The sequence below is a fragment of the Leifsonia aquatica H1aii genome (assembly GCF_000633535.1).
GTDB lineage: Bacteria > Actinomycetota > Actinomycetes > Actinomycetales > Microbacteriaceae > Leifsonia > Leifsonia aquatica_A.
Genome location: NZ_AYMR01000009.1, coordinates 234,505 through 250,608, shown reverse-complemented (window position 1 = coordinate 250,608; position 16,104 = coordinate 234,505). Strand labels below are relative to the sequence as shown.

Here is a 16,104-nt window from a genome sequence, read left to right as displayed (position 1 = left end):
GTCGACGGCTCTCCGGCGGTCGCGGCGATTAGGTTGGACACGCAGAGGCGGAAGGGGTGGACATGACGGTCTCGGGAGCATGGCGACGGGCCGCGCGCGGAGCAGGGCTGCTCGGCGCCGACGGATCGGTGCGACCCACGGTCTTCGCCGAGATGAGCGCGCTCGCCGCTCGCACGGGCGCGATCAACCTCGGCCAGGGCTTCCCCGACGAGGACGGCCCCGCCGAGGTCCTCGACGCCGCGGTCGCCGCGATCCGGGACGGAGTGAACCAGTATCCGCCGGGCCCGGGGGTCCCAGCGCTCCGCCAGGCGGTCGCTGAGCACCAGCGACGCTTCTACGGACTCGAATTGGACCCGCACAGCGAGGTGCTCATCACGGCCGGTGCCACCGAGGCCATCGCCGCGACACTCCTCGCGTTGATCGAGCCCGGGGACGAGGTCGTGACGTTCGAGCCGTTCTACGACGAGTACGGCGCGGTGATCGCGCTGGCCGGCGGGCGTCATGTCACCGTGCCGCTGGAGCCGCCCGCCTTCCTCCCTGACCCGGAGCGACTGCGAGCGGCCGTGACCGACCGCACCCGGGTCATCCTCATCAACAGCCCGCACAACCCCACCGGAACCGTGTTCGACCACGTGCTGCTGCGGACCGTCGTGGAGTTGGCCGAGCGGCACGACGCCGTCATCGTCACGGACGAGGTGTACGAGCACCTCACCTTCGGGCCGGAGCACATCCCGATCTCGACGCTCCCGGGGGCCCGCGAACGGACGGTCAGCATCTCCTCCGGAGGCAAGACCTTCAACACGACGGGGTGGAAGGTCGGCTGGCTCACCGCGCCGCCCGAGCTCCTGACGGCGATCCTCGCGGTGAAGCAGTTCCTCACCTACGTGAACGCGGCTCCCTTCCAACCGGCGATCGCCGTCGGGCTCGGGCTCCCCGACTCCTACTTCACGGGGATCGCCTCCGCCCTCGCGCACAAGCGGGACGTGCTGTCGGCCGGACTGAGCGCGGCGGGTTTCGAGGTGCTCCCGACCGACGGGACCTACTTCGTCGTGGCCGATGCGGCTCCGCTCGGCCACGCGGACGCGACCGCGTTCTGCCGCGCGCTGCCCGGACTCGCCGGTGTCGTCGCCGTCCCCCTGGCCGCGTTCTGCCGCGACGAGTACGCGACGCGGACGGCGTCGCTCGTGCGCTTCGCGTTCTGCAAGCGCGTCGACGTGCTGGAGGAGGCGGCCGGACGCCTGGCCGCCATGCGCGGCTGACAAGGGTCAGTCCCGGGGCACCACCCGGTAGCGCCGCAGCGCCAGCGCAGGGTTGAGCTCGCGCACCTGGCGGACACGTTCGCGCGACACCTCCGCCACAGCGACGCCGGCCGTCTCGGCGAGGCCGGCGATCGTCACGCCCATCGGATCGACGATCGCGCTCGCCCCGACCCCGATCGGCGGTGTGTGGTCGGCGGCGGCGACGTACAGGGTGTTCTCGATCGCCCGGGCCTGGAGGAGCGTCGACCAGTGATGCTCCTTGAGCGGACCGCGCACCCACTCGGCGGGGACGGCGACGAGCTCGGCGCCGGCGTCCGCGAGAATGCGCATCGCCTCGGGGAACCGGAGGTCGTAGCAGGTCTGCAGCCCCACCCGGAGACCGTCGACCTCGAACAGCTCGGGCTCCCCGAGCGCGCCGGCGACGACCCACTCCGACTCCCGCGAACCGAACGCGTCGTAGAGGTGCTGCTTGCGGTACAGGGCGACGACATCCCCCGACGGGGCGACGGCGACCAGCGTGTTCGCGAACCGGTGCCGCTCTCCCGTGCTCTCGACGAGTCCGGCGACGATGTGCACGCCGTGATCGCGCGCCGCGCCGGCGAGGGCGTCCACGAAGGGCCCGTCCAGAGGCTCGGCGTTGCGCGCGAACGACGGCCCCACGGGATCGGTGAAGTACGAGGAGTACTCCGGGAACACCACCAGGCGGGCGCCGCGCTCGGCCGCGACCGCGACCAGTCCGGATACGACCTCGCGGTTGTGAACGCGGTCGTCCCCGGGCGCGAACTGGACGACCGCGACCGCCACGGCGGTCATGGGGTGCCTCGCAACGAACCGGCCGCGGGGACGCTGTCCGCCCCGGGGAGCGCGTCGACGACGGGCTGCGGCGTCTGCACCGGCAACGCCAGGCTGATCGAGGTCCCGACGCCCTCCTCACTGGCGATGTCCAACCGCCCGCCGTGCGCCGTGACGATCGCCTTGGTGATCGTCAGTCCGAGCCCGACGCCGGGGACGGCGTTGCGCGTGGCGGTGGAGGCCCGGAAGAAGCGTTGCGACAGCTGACTGAGCTCGACCGCAGGGATCCCGATCCCGGTGTCGGTGACGGCGATGACCGCCTCGTCCGCGCCCGGGCTGAGCGCGACGGTGACCGAGCCGCCGGACGGGGTGAACTTGACCGCGTTGGAGATGAGGTTGTCGACCGCCTGTCCGAGGCGTACCGCATCGCCGCGCACCTCCACGCGCTGCTCGGGCACCTCGCTGATCAGCGTCACCCCGGCCGCGGCCGCGACCGGGCGGGCCGACTCCACCGAGGCGGCGACCACCGAGCCGAGCTCGACGTCCTTGATGTCGAGCGGGAAGCGTCCCGACTCCACCTGCGCGGTGAAGAGCAGGTCGCCCACCAGGCGCAGCAGGCGGTGGGCGTTGCGCTCCGCGACCGCCAGGTATTGCAGCTGCTCGTCCGACAACGGCGCATCCTCGTCGTCGCGCATCAGCTCGAGGTAGCCGAGGATCGAACTGAGCGGGGTCCGCAGCTCGTGCGAGATCAGACCGACGAACTCGTCCTTCAGGCGGGCGAACTCACGCGCCTGGGTCATGTCCGTCGCGACGAAGATGAAGCCGACGCGGTGGCCGTTCTCATCGAGCCGCGGCGTCGCCGCGACCTGCACCGGCACCTGCTTGCCGTCGGCGCGGACGTAGGTCCAGTCGCGCACGTCCGCGTAGCCGGCCCGCACCGTATCGACCAGGGCGGAGAAGTCGTCCGCGCTCGCGACGGTCGTGAAGCGGGCGTCCATGTCGCGCAGTCGCTCCTCGAGCTCGGACTCGAGGTGGAACTCGACGATGTGGCGATCGCCCTCGACGACCTGCTTCTCGGTGAGGCCGAGCATCTTCTCGGCGCCCGGGTTCCAGACGTCGATGAGCCCGTCGAGGTCGGTCCCGATCACGGATTGCTCCGTCACCGCGTTCCAGATGCTCTGGATGAGGCGGTTGGCGGTCTTCAGCCGTGCCTCGTTGAGCACCAGCTCGTCCTGGGCCTTGACCGCCTGTGCGAGCAGCTCGGAGCGCTGCTCCGCGGCCGCCTTCGTCGCCGCCAGCTGCGAGCGCAGTCGGTGGGCGATCTCGTTGATCACGGTCGCGAGGATGAGATAGACCACCGGGGAGAACAGAGCGCGCACCAGATCCACCGCTGTGCTCGGCACACCCGTGACGACCAGGGGCGCCAGGAGCACCACGAACATTCCGAACGTGGCGACGAGGATCTTCCAGCGGCCTTCCTCGGTCGCGATCCAGACGAACGGGAGGAGCAGGATCACGGCGATCGGCGATGTCGATCCGCCGGTGCCCAGGCGCAGCAGGCCGATCGCCAGCATCGACGCGAGCGGGACGATCACGATCCAGCCGGTGTTCAGACGCTGCCACGGCACCGCCGCCGCGAGGAGGGTGGCGAACACCAGCAGGCCGATGCCCGCCCACACGTACTCCGGGTGATCGACCGGGACGAAGTCCGGGATCAGCACGACGATGAGCGCCAGTCCGAACCCGACCAGGGTCGGGATCTGCTTCATGAGCACGGACGGCGAGTCGATCGGCAGCCGCCCGAGCCACCGGTCGAGCGTCACGCGCGCACCTCGATCTCGAGCATCTGCCGGATCCGCTCCGTCAGGACGCGCGGGCTGAACGGTTTGATGATGAAGCTGTCCGATCGCTCGGCGACCACTCCGTGATCGGTGAGCAGCTGCACGGAGGCCGAGACCATGAGGATGAGCGTCTCCGGACGCTGCGCCCGGACCGCTTCGGCGACCTCGACCCCGTTGAGGGCGGGCATGGAGATGTCGAGCACGGCGAGGTCGACCCGCTCGGCGAGGAGGACCTCGAGCGCGGCCCGGCCGTTGTCGACGGCGGCAACGACCTCCACTCCGGCGCGGTTCGCCGCGATGACCATGAGGCCGCGGATGTCGTCGTCGTCATCGGCGATGACGACCCGGGGGACGTGCGCGCTCACGAGAAGAACACCACGCGGACGACCACGATCGCCGCGAGAACGAGGAGTGTGAGGCCGGCGTAGATCGGCAGGCGCAGCTCCCAGCGGCGGTTCTGATCGATCTCACGCTGGATCTCGGTGCGCTGAGCACGGTTCAGCTCGATGGGGCTCATCGCTCGTCCTCACCCTCGGTCGCGAGTCTGCCGGCCGCCTCGGTCAGCAGTGCGGTCACCCGGTCGTACCGGCCGACGTCCGTCGCCACATGGCTGTCGGTGGAGGCAACGATACGCGCTCCGGCGCGCTGGAGGGCGACGATCGCCTCCGGTCCGGGGCACGCCCACTTCTCGTTCACCTCGACGATGGTGCCGGTGGCGGCCGCGGCCGCCGCCCAGGCGGCCAGGCGCTCCGCGCCGAGCTGCGACTCGTCGAGCCCGACCTTCGGCAGGATCGAGAACCAGTGCGCCAACTGCGCGTGCGGCGTGCGCTCCATGGCGCGGATGCTCGCGGTGATCAGCAGGTCGAGGGCGTCGGCGGCAGACAGTCCGGCGGCCAGCCGGTCGCGTGTGGCCTGAGGGGACCACGGGCCGTCCGTTCCGGGGAACTGGTGGTCGCCGATGACGATGGCGTCGACGCCGCCCGGCCCCACCACGAGGTCGGCGGGGATGTCGACCGCCCCCGTCGCGTCCAGCAGCTTGGTCTCGACGCCGGTGACGACGGTGAGACCGGCGGGGATGCGCTCGGCCGCGACCGCGGCGACGAACTCCGGCACCCACCGGGTGGTGGCCCTGACGTGGTCGTTCAGCCGCAGCCGCTCCAGTCCGGCCGCCTGCGCCGCCGCGATGTTCTCGGCGAGGGTGCTCACCGCATCGTCCGAGAACGTGGAGTGCACGTGGAAGTCGCCGCGGAGCAGCTCCGGAATGTCGAGCGCGGCAGGTGCGGCGGTCACTCGTCGAGCTCGTCGGCGTGCGCCGCGTTCTCCGAGACCAGCACGTCGGCGGGGTCGAGGAAGACGTCCTCGAGGTAGCGCACGTTCGCGAGCTCGCGGAAGTCCACGGTGGCGGGGACGGAGCGGCCCAGCACCAGGTCGAGAAGCAGCGACGGCATGTCCACACCCGCGGCGATGGTCAACGGCATCGCGCCCGGGAACCGCGGGTTCACCTCGAGCAGGGCCGGGACACCCTCCACGCTGTACCGCAGCTGGACATTGGCGACGCCGGTGAGCCCGATCGACCGGGCGACCGCGGCGGCGGTGTCGGAGAGCTCGGCCCGCTTCACCGTGCGGCCGGCGATGGAGACGCCCGAGTCGACACGCTCCCGCGATCGCGGAACCGAGGCGATCACCGCTCCGTCGAGGCCGGCGAGGACGTCGACGGAGAACTCCTCCCCCGGCAGGTTCTCCTGGATCAGGATGCTGTCGTCGAGGGGCAGGGCCTCGAGCGTCGCCCGGTCGGGGATGAGCCGGACGCCACGCGAGCCGGCTCCGCTGCGCGGCTTGATGATGACCGGGAAGTCCCAGTCCTCGGCGACGCCGTCCGCCGTCAGCAGGCGCGTGCGCGGGATACGCGCGGAACCCTCCACCCGCTGCGCGAGCAGGAACTTGTCCAGGCAGGTCACGAGGGTCTCGTGGCTCGGGGCCGCCAGCGCGGTGCCGACGGCCTGCAGCTCGTCGCGGCGGGCGGCGAGGCCCGGGAGTTCGACGTCCACGGTCGAGAAGAGCACGTCGACCCGGTCAGCGGCGCACATCGCGATGAGCTCGTCCACGAAGGTCTCCGACCGTCCGGCGGGGACGATCCGCCGGTTCTCCGCCGGTACCAGGTAGAGGCCGCTCGCCCAGCCGTCCATGTCGGCGGAGAGCACCTCGACGTCGTCGCGCGCGAGCAGCGAACGGATGACGGCGACGCCGGCGGGGCCACCCGCACCGGTCACGAGAACTCTGGTCATTCGGTGGTCCTTCGGAGTCGGGCCTCGGTCGTGATCGTCGAGGCGGGGATGGAGATGTCCGCGGTGTCGCGCATCACCTCGAGGGGTTCGCACATCGTGCCGCCGCCGAACCGGGACCAGTAGCGCGCGGTCGCCAGCACGAAGTCGTGCTCGAGGTACGCGCGCAGGTCCTGCGAGCGGAAGCAGTCGATCAGCGCCAGCTTGGCGTCGGTGAACCCGTCGATCGGGACGAACCGGGTCGGGCGGAAGTCGATGGTGGCACTCGGGCTCTGGAAGCAGCAGACCGTCCGCACGTTGCGGGTCGCCACGCTGACCGCGGCGTTCACCGCTCGGTGGTCCTGATGGCGGTCGTGGGCGGAGTGCGTGTAGACGATGTCCGGCTCGACCTCCCGCACCACCCGCTCGATGATCGACACGGTCGGATCGGCCGCGGAGATGTGGGTGTCTTCGAGGTCCTCCAGGAACAGCCGGGCGCCGAGCAACTCCGCCGCGGCCAGCGATTCATGCTGACGGTCGTCCGCGTCGCCGCCGCGCGCGCCGCGCGAGAGGGTGAGGATCACCACCTGGTTGCCGGCGTCGCGATGGGCGGCGAGGATGCCGCCCACACCGATCTCCACATCGTCCGGGTGCGCGCCGATGGCGAGCACCACCTGCGGACGGGCCGCCGAGCGTTTGGTGCGCCCCTCCTCGGCGAGCCGGGTCACGATCGACACCAGGTCGGCCGAGGCGACCGGCTTGGTGAGGAACTCGTCGGCCTGGCTCCGCAGAGCGGCGACGGCGTAGTCCACCGAGACGTGCGCGGTCATCACCACGACCGGCATTCCCGGATACTGCGCTCGCAACTCCTTCAGCAGGTCGAGCCCGGAGATGCCGGGCATCTCGATATCGGTCAGCACCAGATCCGGCTCGAAGTCGGCGATCGTCGCGAGAGCCCGCGACGGATCGGTGACCGCTGCCACCACCGCGTCCGCCCGCTTCTCGAGCACGGTCTTCATGAAGAAGGCCACGTCCGGGTCGTCCTCGATCACGACCACCCGGTACTTCTGAGCAACACTCGCCATACGCTTCCCCTACGTCTTGCTCCCGACTTTAGTGGGACGGGCGGTCTACCACGCGGAGGAGCACGCCGGACGCGCCCGGGATCCGGGAGCGATTTCCCAGCCACTCCCATCCCGTGCTAGAGTCATCTCTTGTGCCGCGGGGTGGAGCAGTTCGGTAGCTCGCTGGGCTCATAACCCAGAGGTCGCAGGTTCAAATCCTGTCCCCGCAACGAAAGTCCCGATCAGTCCTCACAAATGGACGATCTGGCAGAGATCCGGTGCAGCCCGAGGCTGCACCGGATTTTTCGTTGTCCCGACGCAGCCGCAGCACCCCTGGTCCGAACAGGCGGCGACGGTGCGGTAAACTGGTGGTACCGACGCGGTGGCGCCGATCGAGATGGATCCATCCGATCAGCCTCACCGGGTGGCGACCGCGACACGCGGTCAGCGTCGCGGGGTGGAGCAGCTCGGTAGCTCGCTGGGCTCATAACCCAGAGGTCGTAGGTTCAAATCCTGCCCCCGCAACCAGTGGGCCCCGGACTCGTGGAGAAATCCCGGGTCCGGGCCTTTTTTCGATGCCGTTCCCTGCCGGCCAGGGCGAGACCCCCAGCGCGGAGGAACATGGACCAGGCCCTCGCCGCCGACACCGTCGCGGACGCGTGGGAGGAGCATCCCACCTGGGCACTGCTGCGCAGCCACAACGGCCGATGGATCCTCCCCCTCTTCTCGCGCCATCTGGAGTTCGCGGACGGGCCGGTCTCCGCCGACTGGTTCCATCAGAAGGTGGCCGAGGCCCTCGCGGCGGTCGCCGACGGCGACGCGGACCCGGCTCCCGCGGACGACGACCCGGGCACGCGCGCGGCCGGTCCGGAGCAGGTAGACCGGACCCCGGGAGACGCCGCCCTCCCCCGCCGGTCCGCCCCCGCCGACTACTGCCGCGGCTGGGTGGACAACCGCTGGCTCGTCCGCTCGCGTCCGCACGATCGTGAAGGCCGTGCGGAGTACCGGCTCTCGCAGCACTCCCTCCAGGCGCTCCGCATCGTCCGCGAGCTCGTCGACGCCGACTCGGTGGTCTCCGAGGCCCGGTTCGGCAGCATCGCGCACGCCGTGCACCAGCTGGCCGACATGACGGATCCCGACGCCGACGCGCAGCTCTCGCGCATCGACGAGGAGATCGCGCAGCTCCAGGCACGCCGGGCGCTGATCGCCGCCGGCGGTGTCGAGCCCGCCGAGGGCGAGACGGTGCGACGTCAGCTCCGCGAGGTGCTGCGGCTGACGGCCTCGCTCCCCGAGGACTTCCGCCGCCTGAGCGCGATGGTCGAGCAGCGGCACCGCGAGGTGGCCCGCCGGGCGACCGAGGAGCAGGTGGGCAAGGGCGCTCTCGTCGAGCAGTACCTGCGCGACAACGACCTCCTGGAGCAGACCCCGGAGGGGCGGGCCTACCGCGGCTTCGCAGCGATGCTCTCGTCCCATGGCCTCGACGGGATGCGCGCGGACCTGGAGCGGGTCCTTGCGCAGCCGCTCGCCGTCGCCGAGATGACCGAGCACCAGCGTACGCAGCTCGAAGGCCTGATCGGCTCGCTCCTGGCGGAGGAGCAGACCGTGCAGGAGACCTACGTGCGGTGGATGTCGTCGCTGCGACGCTTCCTCAGCCGTTCGGGGTCGGCGAAGCACCAGCGCCTCCTCTCCCTGGCCGACCAGGCACTGGCCGCCGGTGCCGATTGGGCCCACATGCGACCGGGCCCGGTCTCGGTCCCGGGGGACGTGCTGCGGCTGGGTCCGCTGGCGATCGTCGATGTGACGCAGACGCAGGTCTGGCGCGGCGGCGAGCGGCCGACGATCGGGGTCGCCGTCACGGAGAGCCGGGACGCGCTCCCCGCCGTGGAACGCGCCGCCCTGCGTCTGGCGGTCGGCACGAGCCCCGACGCGGTCCAGGAGACCATCGACCGCCTCCTGGCCGAGCGGCGCGCGGTGACCGGAGCGGACGTGTACGCTGCGACGCCCGTGGAGTTCCGCCGGCTCGGCCTACTGGTGAGCCTGCTCGACCGGGCCGCAGAACAGGACGCGGTGCTGGACGGCGACGACACCGTGCGCATCGCCGTGGAAGGCGAGACGACGCGCGACGTGACCTTCCCGCGCATCCGCTTCGGCGGCGCGGACGACGAGACGGCCGCGGACCGCGGCGGGAGGACGGATCGATGACCGACACCATCACCGACGAGGGGATCGGCGGTCCCCTCGACCGCGAGGCCATCGGAGTGACGGGTTCCGCCGACGCCTTCGGCGACCCCGCCGACGAGCGCCTCCCGCTCGCCGCGCGACGCGCGCTCGCCGTTCTCCTGACCAGCCGGTTCATCACCCGGGCCACGCATCCCGAGGCCTGGGCCGCCCTGGTCGACTACGAGGACGACCTGCGCGACCGGCTCGAGGAGCTGTTCCTCACCCTGACCATCGACCGCGATCACGAGGTGGCTTTCAAGCGGCAGAGCGAGGAGGACGGCGCTCCCGTGCTGCTGCGGCGTGAGAAGCCACTGTCGCGCGACGCCTCCCTGCTCCTGGTGATGCTGCGCCAGGAGCACGCCTACACCGACGCCGCGGACGACGCCGTGACGGTGAGCCGTGACCACATCGCCGAGTTCCTGGGACGTTTCCAGACGGACGCGACCCATGACGAGGTGCGTGTCGATCGCCGGATCCGCGCCGCGATCGCCGCGATCGAGCGCATCGGGTTGCTGATGCCCGAGCCCGACGACCCGGACCTCTATGTCGTCTCCCCCGCCGTCGTTCCGCTGGTCACCACGACCGAGCTGGCCCACCTGACCCGCCTGTTCCAGGAGGCGGGCGGCGCCGAGCTGCGCGGTGCCGCCGAGTCCGCGACCACCGAGCCCGAGACCCCGGAGAGGGACGCATGACCGACGTGATCACGGCCGAGCACGACGAGCTCGACGACGACCTCCCCCTCGCCGACGGCCTGATCCACAGCGGCCAGTTCCGCATCGAGCAGGTGCAGCTCCTCAACTGGGGCAGCTACGACGACCTCCACACGATGCCGGTCGGCCGCGGCGGGCTTGCCATCCTCGGCCCGACCGGACGCGGCAAGTCGACCGTGCTCGACGCGATGGCGGCGGTCATCATGCCCAACCCGCAGGAGTTCAACCGGGCGGCGCGCGACGACACCCGGCAGCGCTCCGAGCGCACCGTGTTCAGCTACGCGCGCGGCAAGACCGACGAGGTGCGCGAGGCCGGCTCGGACGTCACGACGACCCACTTCCTGCGGCCCCTCGGCGCGGCCTTCGCCTCCGGAGCGGCGATCACCTGGCGCACGGAGCTCGGCGAGACCATCACCGCCGCCCGCCTGGCCTGGCTCGGGCGCGACACGGCCTCGCAGGACGAGGTCACCGCCTCCACCGTGTACCTCTTCGTGCAGGGCGAGTTCCCGCTCACCCGCCTCGCGGAGCTGCGGCCGGAGCCGGGCAGCTCCTCCCCACTCACCCGCGGCTCCCTCGGGCGCCTCGTCGACCCGGTGCGCGATCTGGTCACCACGTCGCAGCCCGAGTACCGGGTGCGCCTGTGCGAAGAGCTGGGGATCGGCGGCAGCGACGAATCGCAGCTGAAGGCGCTCACCCTGCTGCGCCGCGCCCAGGCGTCCAAGGGCGTCTTCTCGATCGACGAGCTGTTCAAGCAGTTCGTGCTCACCGAGCCGCGGGCGCTCTCGCGCTGGGAGACCACGCTCAGCAGCTACCGGGAAGCCTCGGCCCTCTACGACGTCTTCGAGACCACGCGCCGCAAGCTCGAGGTCCTGTCCGACATCCCGGCGCGCGCGGAGCTGTACCGGGCCGCGCTGGACGACGCGACCGGCAAGCGCCGGCTGCTCGCTCCGCTCGACGGGGAGGAGAGCAGCCGGCTCTGGGTCTGGCTCTCGGGCAGGGTCGCCGACTGGGTGCGTGGCGAGGTGGACCGGGTCCGCGACGCCAAACGCGAGCAGGAGGCGCTGCGTCGCGCCGCCGCCGACGCGGAGAGCGCGGCGCATCGCGCGCACAAGGACGCCCTCGACCAGCTCGCCTCCCTCGGCGGAGACCCCTCCGACGCGATCCGTCGTGAGCAGGAGGTCGCCGGACTGATGCTCGCGCAGCTGGAGCGTGAGCGTGACCGCGCGGCACGCATCCTCACGAGCGCCGGGCTCGATCTGCCGCTCGGCGCCGACGAGCTCGCGGCGGCCCAGGAGCGTGCCGTCGCCCTCCTGGCCGCGTCGGCCGATGCTGCGGACGACCGGTCGGAGCGATGGGAGCTGGCCGCGCGCGTGGACGCCGTCAAGCGCGCCCTCTCCGAGAAGACGGCGCAGAAGTCCTCCTACGAGCGCCGCCGCAGCAACGTCCCGCCCGAGGCGGACGCACGGCGCCGGCGCATCGCCGAGGGGATCGGGCTGCCTCCCGAGTCCCTGCCGTATGCGGGCGAGCTGTTCGAGATCGCGCCCGGTCGCCGCGATTGGGCGCGAGCGGTCGAGCGGGTGGTCGGCGACCTGGCCACGCATCTCGTCGTCGACGAGCGCCGGTTCGCCGAAGCCCGCCGCTTCGTCAACGACAACGACATGCGCGGTCGGGTCGTACTCGTGCCCGCCGCCGCCGGAGCCCCCGTGGAGCGGACCCCGCTCGACGGCACCGTTCCCGCGCTGCTGGCGTTCGATGTGGAGAGCCCGTTCCACGGCTGGCTGCACGACGAACTGGTCGCCGACCGCAGCGTGCTGTGCGTCGAGACGGCCGACGACCTCGACTCCCCGCTCCCTTCCGGCGTGAAGGGCGCGGTCACCCGCGCCGGGCTCCGCACGGGCTCGCGCGACCGGGTCGTCAAGGACGACCGGACGATCGAGTCGTGGATCGGCCTCGACAACGCGAACCGCATCGTCGAGCTGGCCGCGGAGATCGAACGCCTCGAGACCGAGCTCGACGAGGCCCGCGCGGCCTCCGACAGCGCCGAGACGCGGTTCGCCGGGGAACGGCACCGGCGGGAGGCGCTCGCGTCCGTCGCCGATCTCGACTGGACATCGATCGACGTCGCCCCGGCGGCCGAGCGCGCCGCCGAGCTGTCCGCGCGACTCGAGCGCGTCGCGGTGGAGCGTCCCGAGGTCGCCGAGCTGACGGCGACCGCCGACCGCGAGGACGAGGCACGGCTCTCCGCCGCCCGTCGCGGCGCCGGCATCCAGCGCGTCATCGACCAGCTCGACGCCGAGCACGCCGCGCTCGCCGACATCGAGGACGAGGTCGCCGACCACCTGGCCGACGCCACCGGCCTCGACGCCGACGAGCGGGCGCTCCTGGCCTCGTTGCCGTTCGCAGCCCCGCGGGAGGCGGCCGACGTCCGCCGTCGCTATGCCGACGCCGAGCGGATCGTCCGCGATCAGATCGACGCGCACGAGCGCACGCGGGAGCAGTCGGAGACCCTCCTGCTGAGCGCGTTCGAGCGGTACCGCGAGCTTGACCCGTCCGCCGAACTGGACGTCTCGATCGACAGCCTTCCGGCGGCCCTCGCGCTCCAGAGCGCACTCGTCGAGGACGATCTCCCCCGCGCGAAGTCCGAGTGGCTGGCCAAAGCGGGCGCCAGCATGGGCGACAGCCTGCGCGCCCTGCTGACCCAGATCGAGGAGGACGGCCGTGCCATCCGTCGCGGCGTCCGTCCGATCTCCGCGGCGCTGCACGGGATCGAGTTCCGCGAGGGCTCCACTCTCGACATCGACCCGCGCCCGGCCGGGAACAGCGACCTGACCGAGTTCACGCGCACCCTCCGCGCGCACACGGCGGCCGAGCCCGGCGAGGCCCGCGACCCGGCCCGCGTCGAGCGGGACTTCCTCGCGCTGCGCGCCGACCTCGGCCGGCTCGAGGAGCGCTCCCGGGTCGGCGAGGCCTGGCGGCGGCGCGTGCTGGACGCCCGCGAGCACTTCCAGTTCCGGGCGATCGAGACCCGGCGCGACGGCGCCCAGATCGTGCACGAGGGCGTCGCGGGCAAGTCGGGCGGCGAGGGCCAGGAGCTGATCGCGTTCGTCCTCGGGGCGGCCCTGCGCTATCGCCTCGGCGACGGCACCGATCGGGTGCCCGTCTACGCGCCGATCGTGCTGGACGAGGGCTTCGTGAAGGCGGACAACGAGTACACCGGGCGCGCGCTGTCGGCGCTGCGTGGACTCGGCTTCCAGCTGATCGTCGGGGCCCCGCGCGATAAGGTGAACGCCTTCGAGCAGCACGTGGAGAGCGTCGCCTACGTCACCGGCGATCCCGCGCGTCCCGGCCGCTCACGCATCTACGCCCTGAGCATCCGGGAGGCGATGGAGCTGGAGCGGGACGCCGGCTGAGCTGCGCGCGTTTCGCGCGCAGTTCGCTAGGGTCGTAGAGCAGGACGCGACACGACCGGCGCACGGCGAGGACGGCAGGAGCAGTGGCAGACGATCACGGCAAGGCGACGCAGGCCGCCGTGCGCGAGAAGAACCTGACGACCGCGTTGCAGCTCGTGCTCTCGGGCAACGGCACGGCGACGCGTGCCAGCATCGCGCGGCGCACCGGGCTGACATCGGCGACGGTGTCGTCCCTGCTCGCGGGGCTGATCGCCGACGGCCTCGTCGCCGAAGGGCAGCTGGCGGAGAGCACCGGAGGCAAGCGCGCCACCACTCTGCGCGTGGACACCGAACGCCAGGTGCTGCTCTCGGTACTCGTGCAACCCGGGCTCGTCCGCGGCGCCGTGCTCAGCATGCTGGGCGATGAACTCCATCGGGTCTCGTACCGACCGGCCGCCCCGGGGGTCGTGGAGGACGTCCGTGCGGTGATCCGGCGTCTCGCCGCGTTCACCGATGCCCGCGTCGCCGCCGTCGGGGTGCAGGTGCCGGGTATCGCGGACGGCCCGTTGATCCGCGAGAGCGTCCAGCTCGGCTGGAGCGACCTCGATCTCGTGCGCGCGCTCGCGGGTGTGGTCGACGCGCCGGTCCACCTGGTGAACGACGCCGACGCCGAGGCCATCGCCGACACGTCCGCCGACGACGGGTTCGGCGCAAACCGGCTCTTCGTATCCTTGTCCACGGGTGTCGGCGCGGCTGTGATCGTCGACGGCGCGGTCGTGGCGGGAGCCGCGCACCGTGCCGGGGAGATCGGCCATGTGCCGGTGCTCTTCGGCGACGACGCCCCCGTCTGCGCCTGCGGCAACCGCGGCTGCCTCGAAGAGGTGGTGTCCGTCACGAGCCTCCTCGGTCTCCCCCACGGGGCCGATCTCGAAGCGGTGGACATCGCCGCGCTCGCGTCTACCCCCGAGGCGCGCGAGCGCATCGCCTCCGGAGCGCGCATCCTGGCTCGGGCGCTGCTGCTGGTCTGCGCGGCCCTGGACGTCCCGAACGTGGTCCTCGGCGGTGCAGCGGCGGAGCTCGGGCCCGAATTCATCGGCCATCTGAGGGCCGAGGCGGCCCGGTATCCCGTGCGCGCCGCCATGCCGCTGAGCTTCCGATATGCCCGCTCGGCGATCGACCAGCCCTTCCGCGGCGCGGCCCAGCTCGCCCTGCAGTCGACGTTCGGGGTCAGCTGGGCACGCTGACGATCCGCGGTGTCAGGAGACGCCGAGCTGTGCGGACAGCACCAGGATCACGCAGCCGCGCAGCACGATGTCGCGGCCTTGGCTCGTCATCCGGATCGTGGTGGCGGAGTGGAAGCCGGCCATGGTGCGGTTGTCCAGAGTGGTGCGCACAGCGCCGATGAGCACGCCGTCCAGAAGCTCCTCCGGGCCGCTCAGCACGACCTCCGCCAGGTCGAGCGCCCCGACGATCGGGGCGAGCGCGACACCGAGCCGCTGGCCCGCCTCGCGGAGCACCGGCTCGATCGCGTCGCCCGCGATCGCGGCGGCCGCGACCCGCGACTCCAGGCGCGGGACGGCGAGCCAGGCCTCGAGCACCCGTTCGCGATCGTACGGCGCCTCCGCGCCGTCGTCCGTGCCGACCATGACCTGGCCGATCTCCCCGGCGGCGAACCTGCTGCCCACCACCATCGCGCCGGCGACCAGCAGCCCGGACCCGACGCCGTGGCCGACCTTCACGAGCATCATGTCGCCGTCGGCGGAACCGAATCCGTGCTCGGCGAGGACGGCGGCGTTCGCGTCGTTGGCGACGAAGACCGTCTTCCCCGTCCGTTCGGCGATCAGACGTTGCAGCGGGACGTCGACCCAACCGAGGTTCGGTGCCGCCACGACCGAGCCGGAGGCGTCCACCACGCCGGGCGAGCCGATCCCGATACCGAGCACCGGTGCGGTGGCGAGGTCGACGAGCTGGGAGACCAGCTCGAGGACCTTGGCGGTCGCCTCGTCGCCGCGGCTGCCAGCGAGCGCGATCTCGGCACTGTGGAGCACACGGCCGTCGATGTCGAGCACCGCGCCGCGGAAGACCGCGTGCTCGCTCAGGTCCACGCCGATGATCTGGGTGGCGCCGCGGTCCATGTCGAGCAGCACAGCCGGCTTGCCCGGGCGCGCGTCGTCGCGGTGGCCGAGCTCGATCACGAGTCCCTCGGCGATGAGCTCCCCGACGAGATCGGACACGGTCACCCGGGTCAAGCCGGTGCCCCGGGCGAGATCCGCGCGGCTTGCATGGCCGTCGCGGTAGAGCGACTGCAGCACCAGCGACCTGTTGTGATTGCGCGCGTGCTCCGGGAGGACCTTGGTGCGCGGGCGCAGCGCGCGCCCGGGGACCATCGGCCCGTCCAGGGCCGGCGTGATCGGATCGAGCGCGGTCAGCCGGCGGACATCATCGAGGAGCATGTTTGTTAGTAAAGTGGACAATCAAAGTTCTGGCAAGCGTTCGCCTCCCCGTGTCGACCGATTGCCAGCAGATTCATCATCGGTCGGACCGCGCAGCACCGGCGGGCGGCTGCTG

General features: G+C 71.8%; 13 protein-coding genes and 2 tRNA genes. 7 read left to right on the top strand and 8 right to left on the bottom strand.

Annotated elements, in window-relative coordinates; translation table 11 throughout:
- The first annotated feature begins 62 nt into the window (after positions 1-62).
- Positions 63-1,259, top strand: a complete 1,197-nt coding sequence (locus U870_RS0109540) for a pyridoxal phosphate-dependent aminotransferase (RefSeq protein WP_025157173.1) — start codon at positions 63-65, stop codon at positions 1,257-1,259.
- A gap of 6 nt (positions 1,260-1,265) precedes the next feature.
- Here U870_RS0109540 and U870_RS0109535 read toward each other — a convergent pair whose 3' ends face one another.
- Genes U870_RS0109535 through U870_RS0109505 form a run of 7 tightly spaced genes read right to left on the bottom strand, consistent with a single transcriptional unit; the run spans position 1,266 to position 7,238 of the window.
- Complete coding sequence (locus tag U870_RS0109535; protein ID WP_025157172.1) at positions 1,266-2,072, bottom strand: carbon-nitrogen hydrolase family protein; 807 nt, start codon at positions 2,070-2,072, stop codon at positions 1,266-1,268.
- Complete coding sequence (locus U870_RS0109530; protein WP_025157171.1) at positions 2,069-3,874, bottom strand: sensor histidine kinase; 1,806 nt, start codon at positions 3,872-3,874, stop codon at positions 2,069-2,071. The genes U870_RS0109535 and U870_RS0109530 overlap by 4 nt, the downstream gene beginning before the upstream one ends.
- Positions 3,871-4,257 carry a response regulator transcription factor gene (locus U870_RS0109525; RefSeq protein ID WP_025157170.1) on the bottom strand — a complete coding sequence of 129 codons (387 nt, stop codon included), beginning with the start codon at positions 4,255-4,257 and terminating at the stop codon, positions 3,871-3,873. Before U870_RS0109525 ends, U870_RS0109530 begins: the two co-directional genes overlap by 4 nt.
- Positions 4,254-4,409 (bottom strand): hypothetical protein, encoded by a 156-nt coding sequence (locus tag U870_RS24335; RefSeq protein WP_162819119.1) that lies wholly within the window; start codon positions 4,407-4,409, stop codon positions 4,254-4,256. Before U870_RS24335 ends, U870_RS0109525 begins: the two co-directional genes overlap by 4 nt.
- Positions 4,406-5,182 carry a PHP domain-containing protein gene (locus U870_RS0109515; protein WP_043709844.1) on the bottom strand — a complete coding sequence of 259 codons (777 nt, stop codon included), beginning with the start codon at positions 5,180-5,182 and terminating at the stop codon, positions 4,406-4,408. The genes U870_RS24335 and U870_RS0109515 overlap by 4 nt, the downstream gene beginning before the upstream one ends.
- Positions 5,179-6,177, bottom strand: a complete 999-nt coding sequence (locus tag U870_RS0109510; protein WP_025157168.1) for an ATP-grasp domain-containing protein — start codon at positions 6,175-6,177, stop codon at positions 5,179-5,181. Before U870_RS0109510 ends, U870_RS0109515 begins: the two co-directional genes overlap by 4 nt.
- Positions 6,174-7,238 carry a response regulator gene (locus U870_RS0109505; RefSeq protein ID WP_025157167.1) on the bottom strand — a complete coding sequence of 355 codons (1,065 nt, stop codon included), beginning with the start codon at positions 7,236-7,238 and terminating at the stop codon, positions 6,174-6,176. Before U870_RS0109505 ends, U870_RS0109510 begins: the two co-directional genes overlap by 4 nt.
- A gap of 135 nt (positions 7,239-7,373) precedes the next feature.
- Between U870_RS0109505 and U870_RS0109500 the strand changes: the two genes are divergently transcribed.
- From U870_RS0109500 to U870_RS0109475, 6 genes are all read left to right on the top strand, one after another.
- A tRNA-Met gene (locus U870_RS0109500) sits at positions 7,374-7,447 on the top strand.
- Positions 7,448-7,668: 221 nt separating this feature from the next.
- A tRNA-Met gene (locus tag U870_RS0109495) sits at positions 7,669-7,745 on the top strand.
- A 93-nt stretch (positions 7,746-7,838) separates the two neighbouring features.
- The gene (locus U870_RS0109490) at positions 7,839-9,419 is read left to right on the top strand and encodes a DUF3375 family protein (RefSeq protein WP_025157166.1); all 1,581 of its coding nucleotides are present in this window, start codon (positions 7,839-7,841) and stop codon (positions 9,417-9,419) included.
- Positions 9,416-10,129, top strand: a complete 714-nt coding sequence (locus U870_RS23100) for a DUF4194 domain-containing protein (RefSeq protein ID WP_025157165.1) — start codon at positions 9,416-9,418, stop codon at positions 10,127-10,129. The genes U870_RS0109490 and U870_RS23100 overlap by 4 nt, the downstream gene beginning before the upstream one ends.
- Positions 10,126-13,557: an ATP-binding protein gene (locus U870_RS0109480; RefSeq protein WP_025157164.1), complete on the top strand. Its 3,432-nt coding sequence runs from the start codon at positions 10,126-10,128 to the stop codon at positions 13,555-13,557. The genes U870_RS23100 and U870_RS0109480 overlap by 4 nt, the downstream gene beginning before the upstream one ends.
- Before the next feature lie 83 nt (positions 13,558-13,640).
- On the top strand, positions 13,641-14,780 hold the full coding sequence (locus tag U870_RS0109475) for an ROK family transcriptional regulator (RefSeq protein ID WP_025157163.1): 1,140 nt from the start codon (positions 13,641-13,643) through the stop codon (positions 14,778-14,780).
- Positions 14,781-14,792: 12 nt separating this feature from the next.
- On the opposite strand, the gene U870_RS0109470 is transcribed toward U870_RS0109475, so the two are convergent.
- Positions 14,793-15,989 carry an ROK family transcriptional regulator gene (locus U870_RS0109470; protein WP_025157162.1) on the bottom strand — a complete coding sequence of 399 codons (1,197 nt, stop codon included), beginning with the start codon at positions 15,987-15,989 and terminating at the stop codon, positions 14,793-14,795.
- Positions 15,990-16,104: the final 115 nt, after the last annotated feature.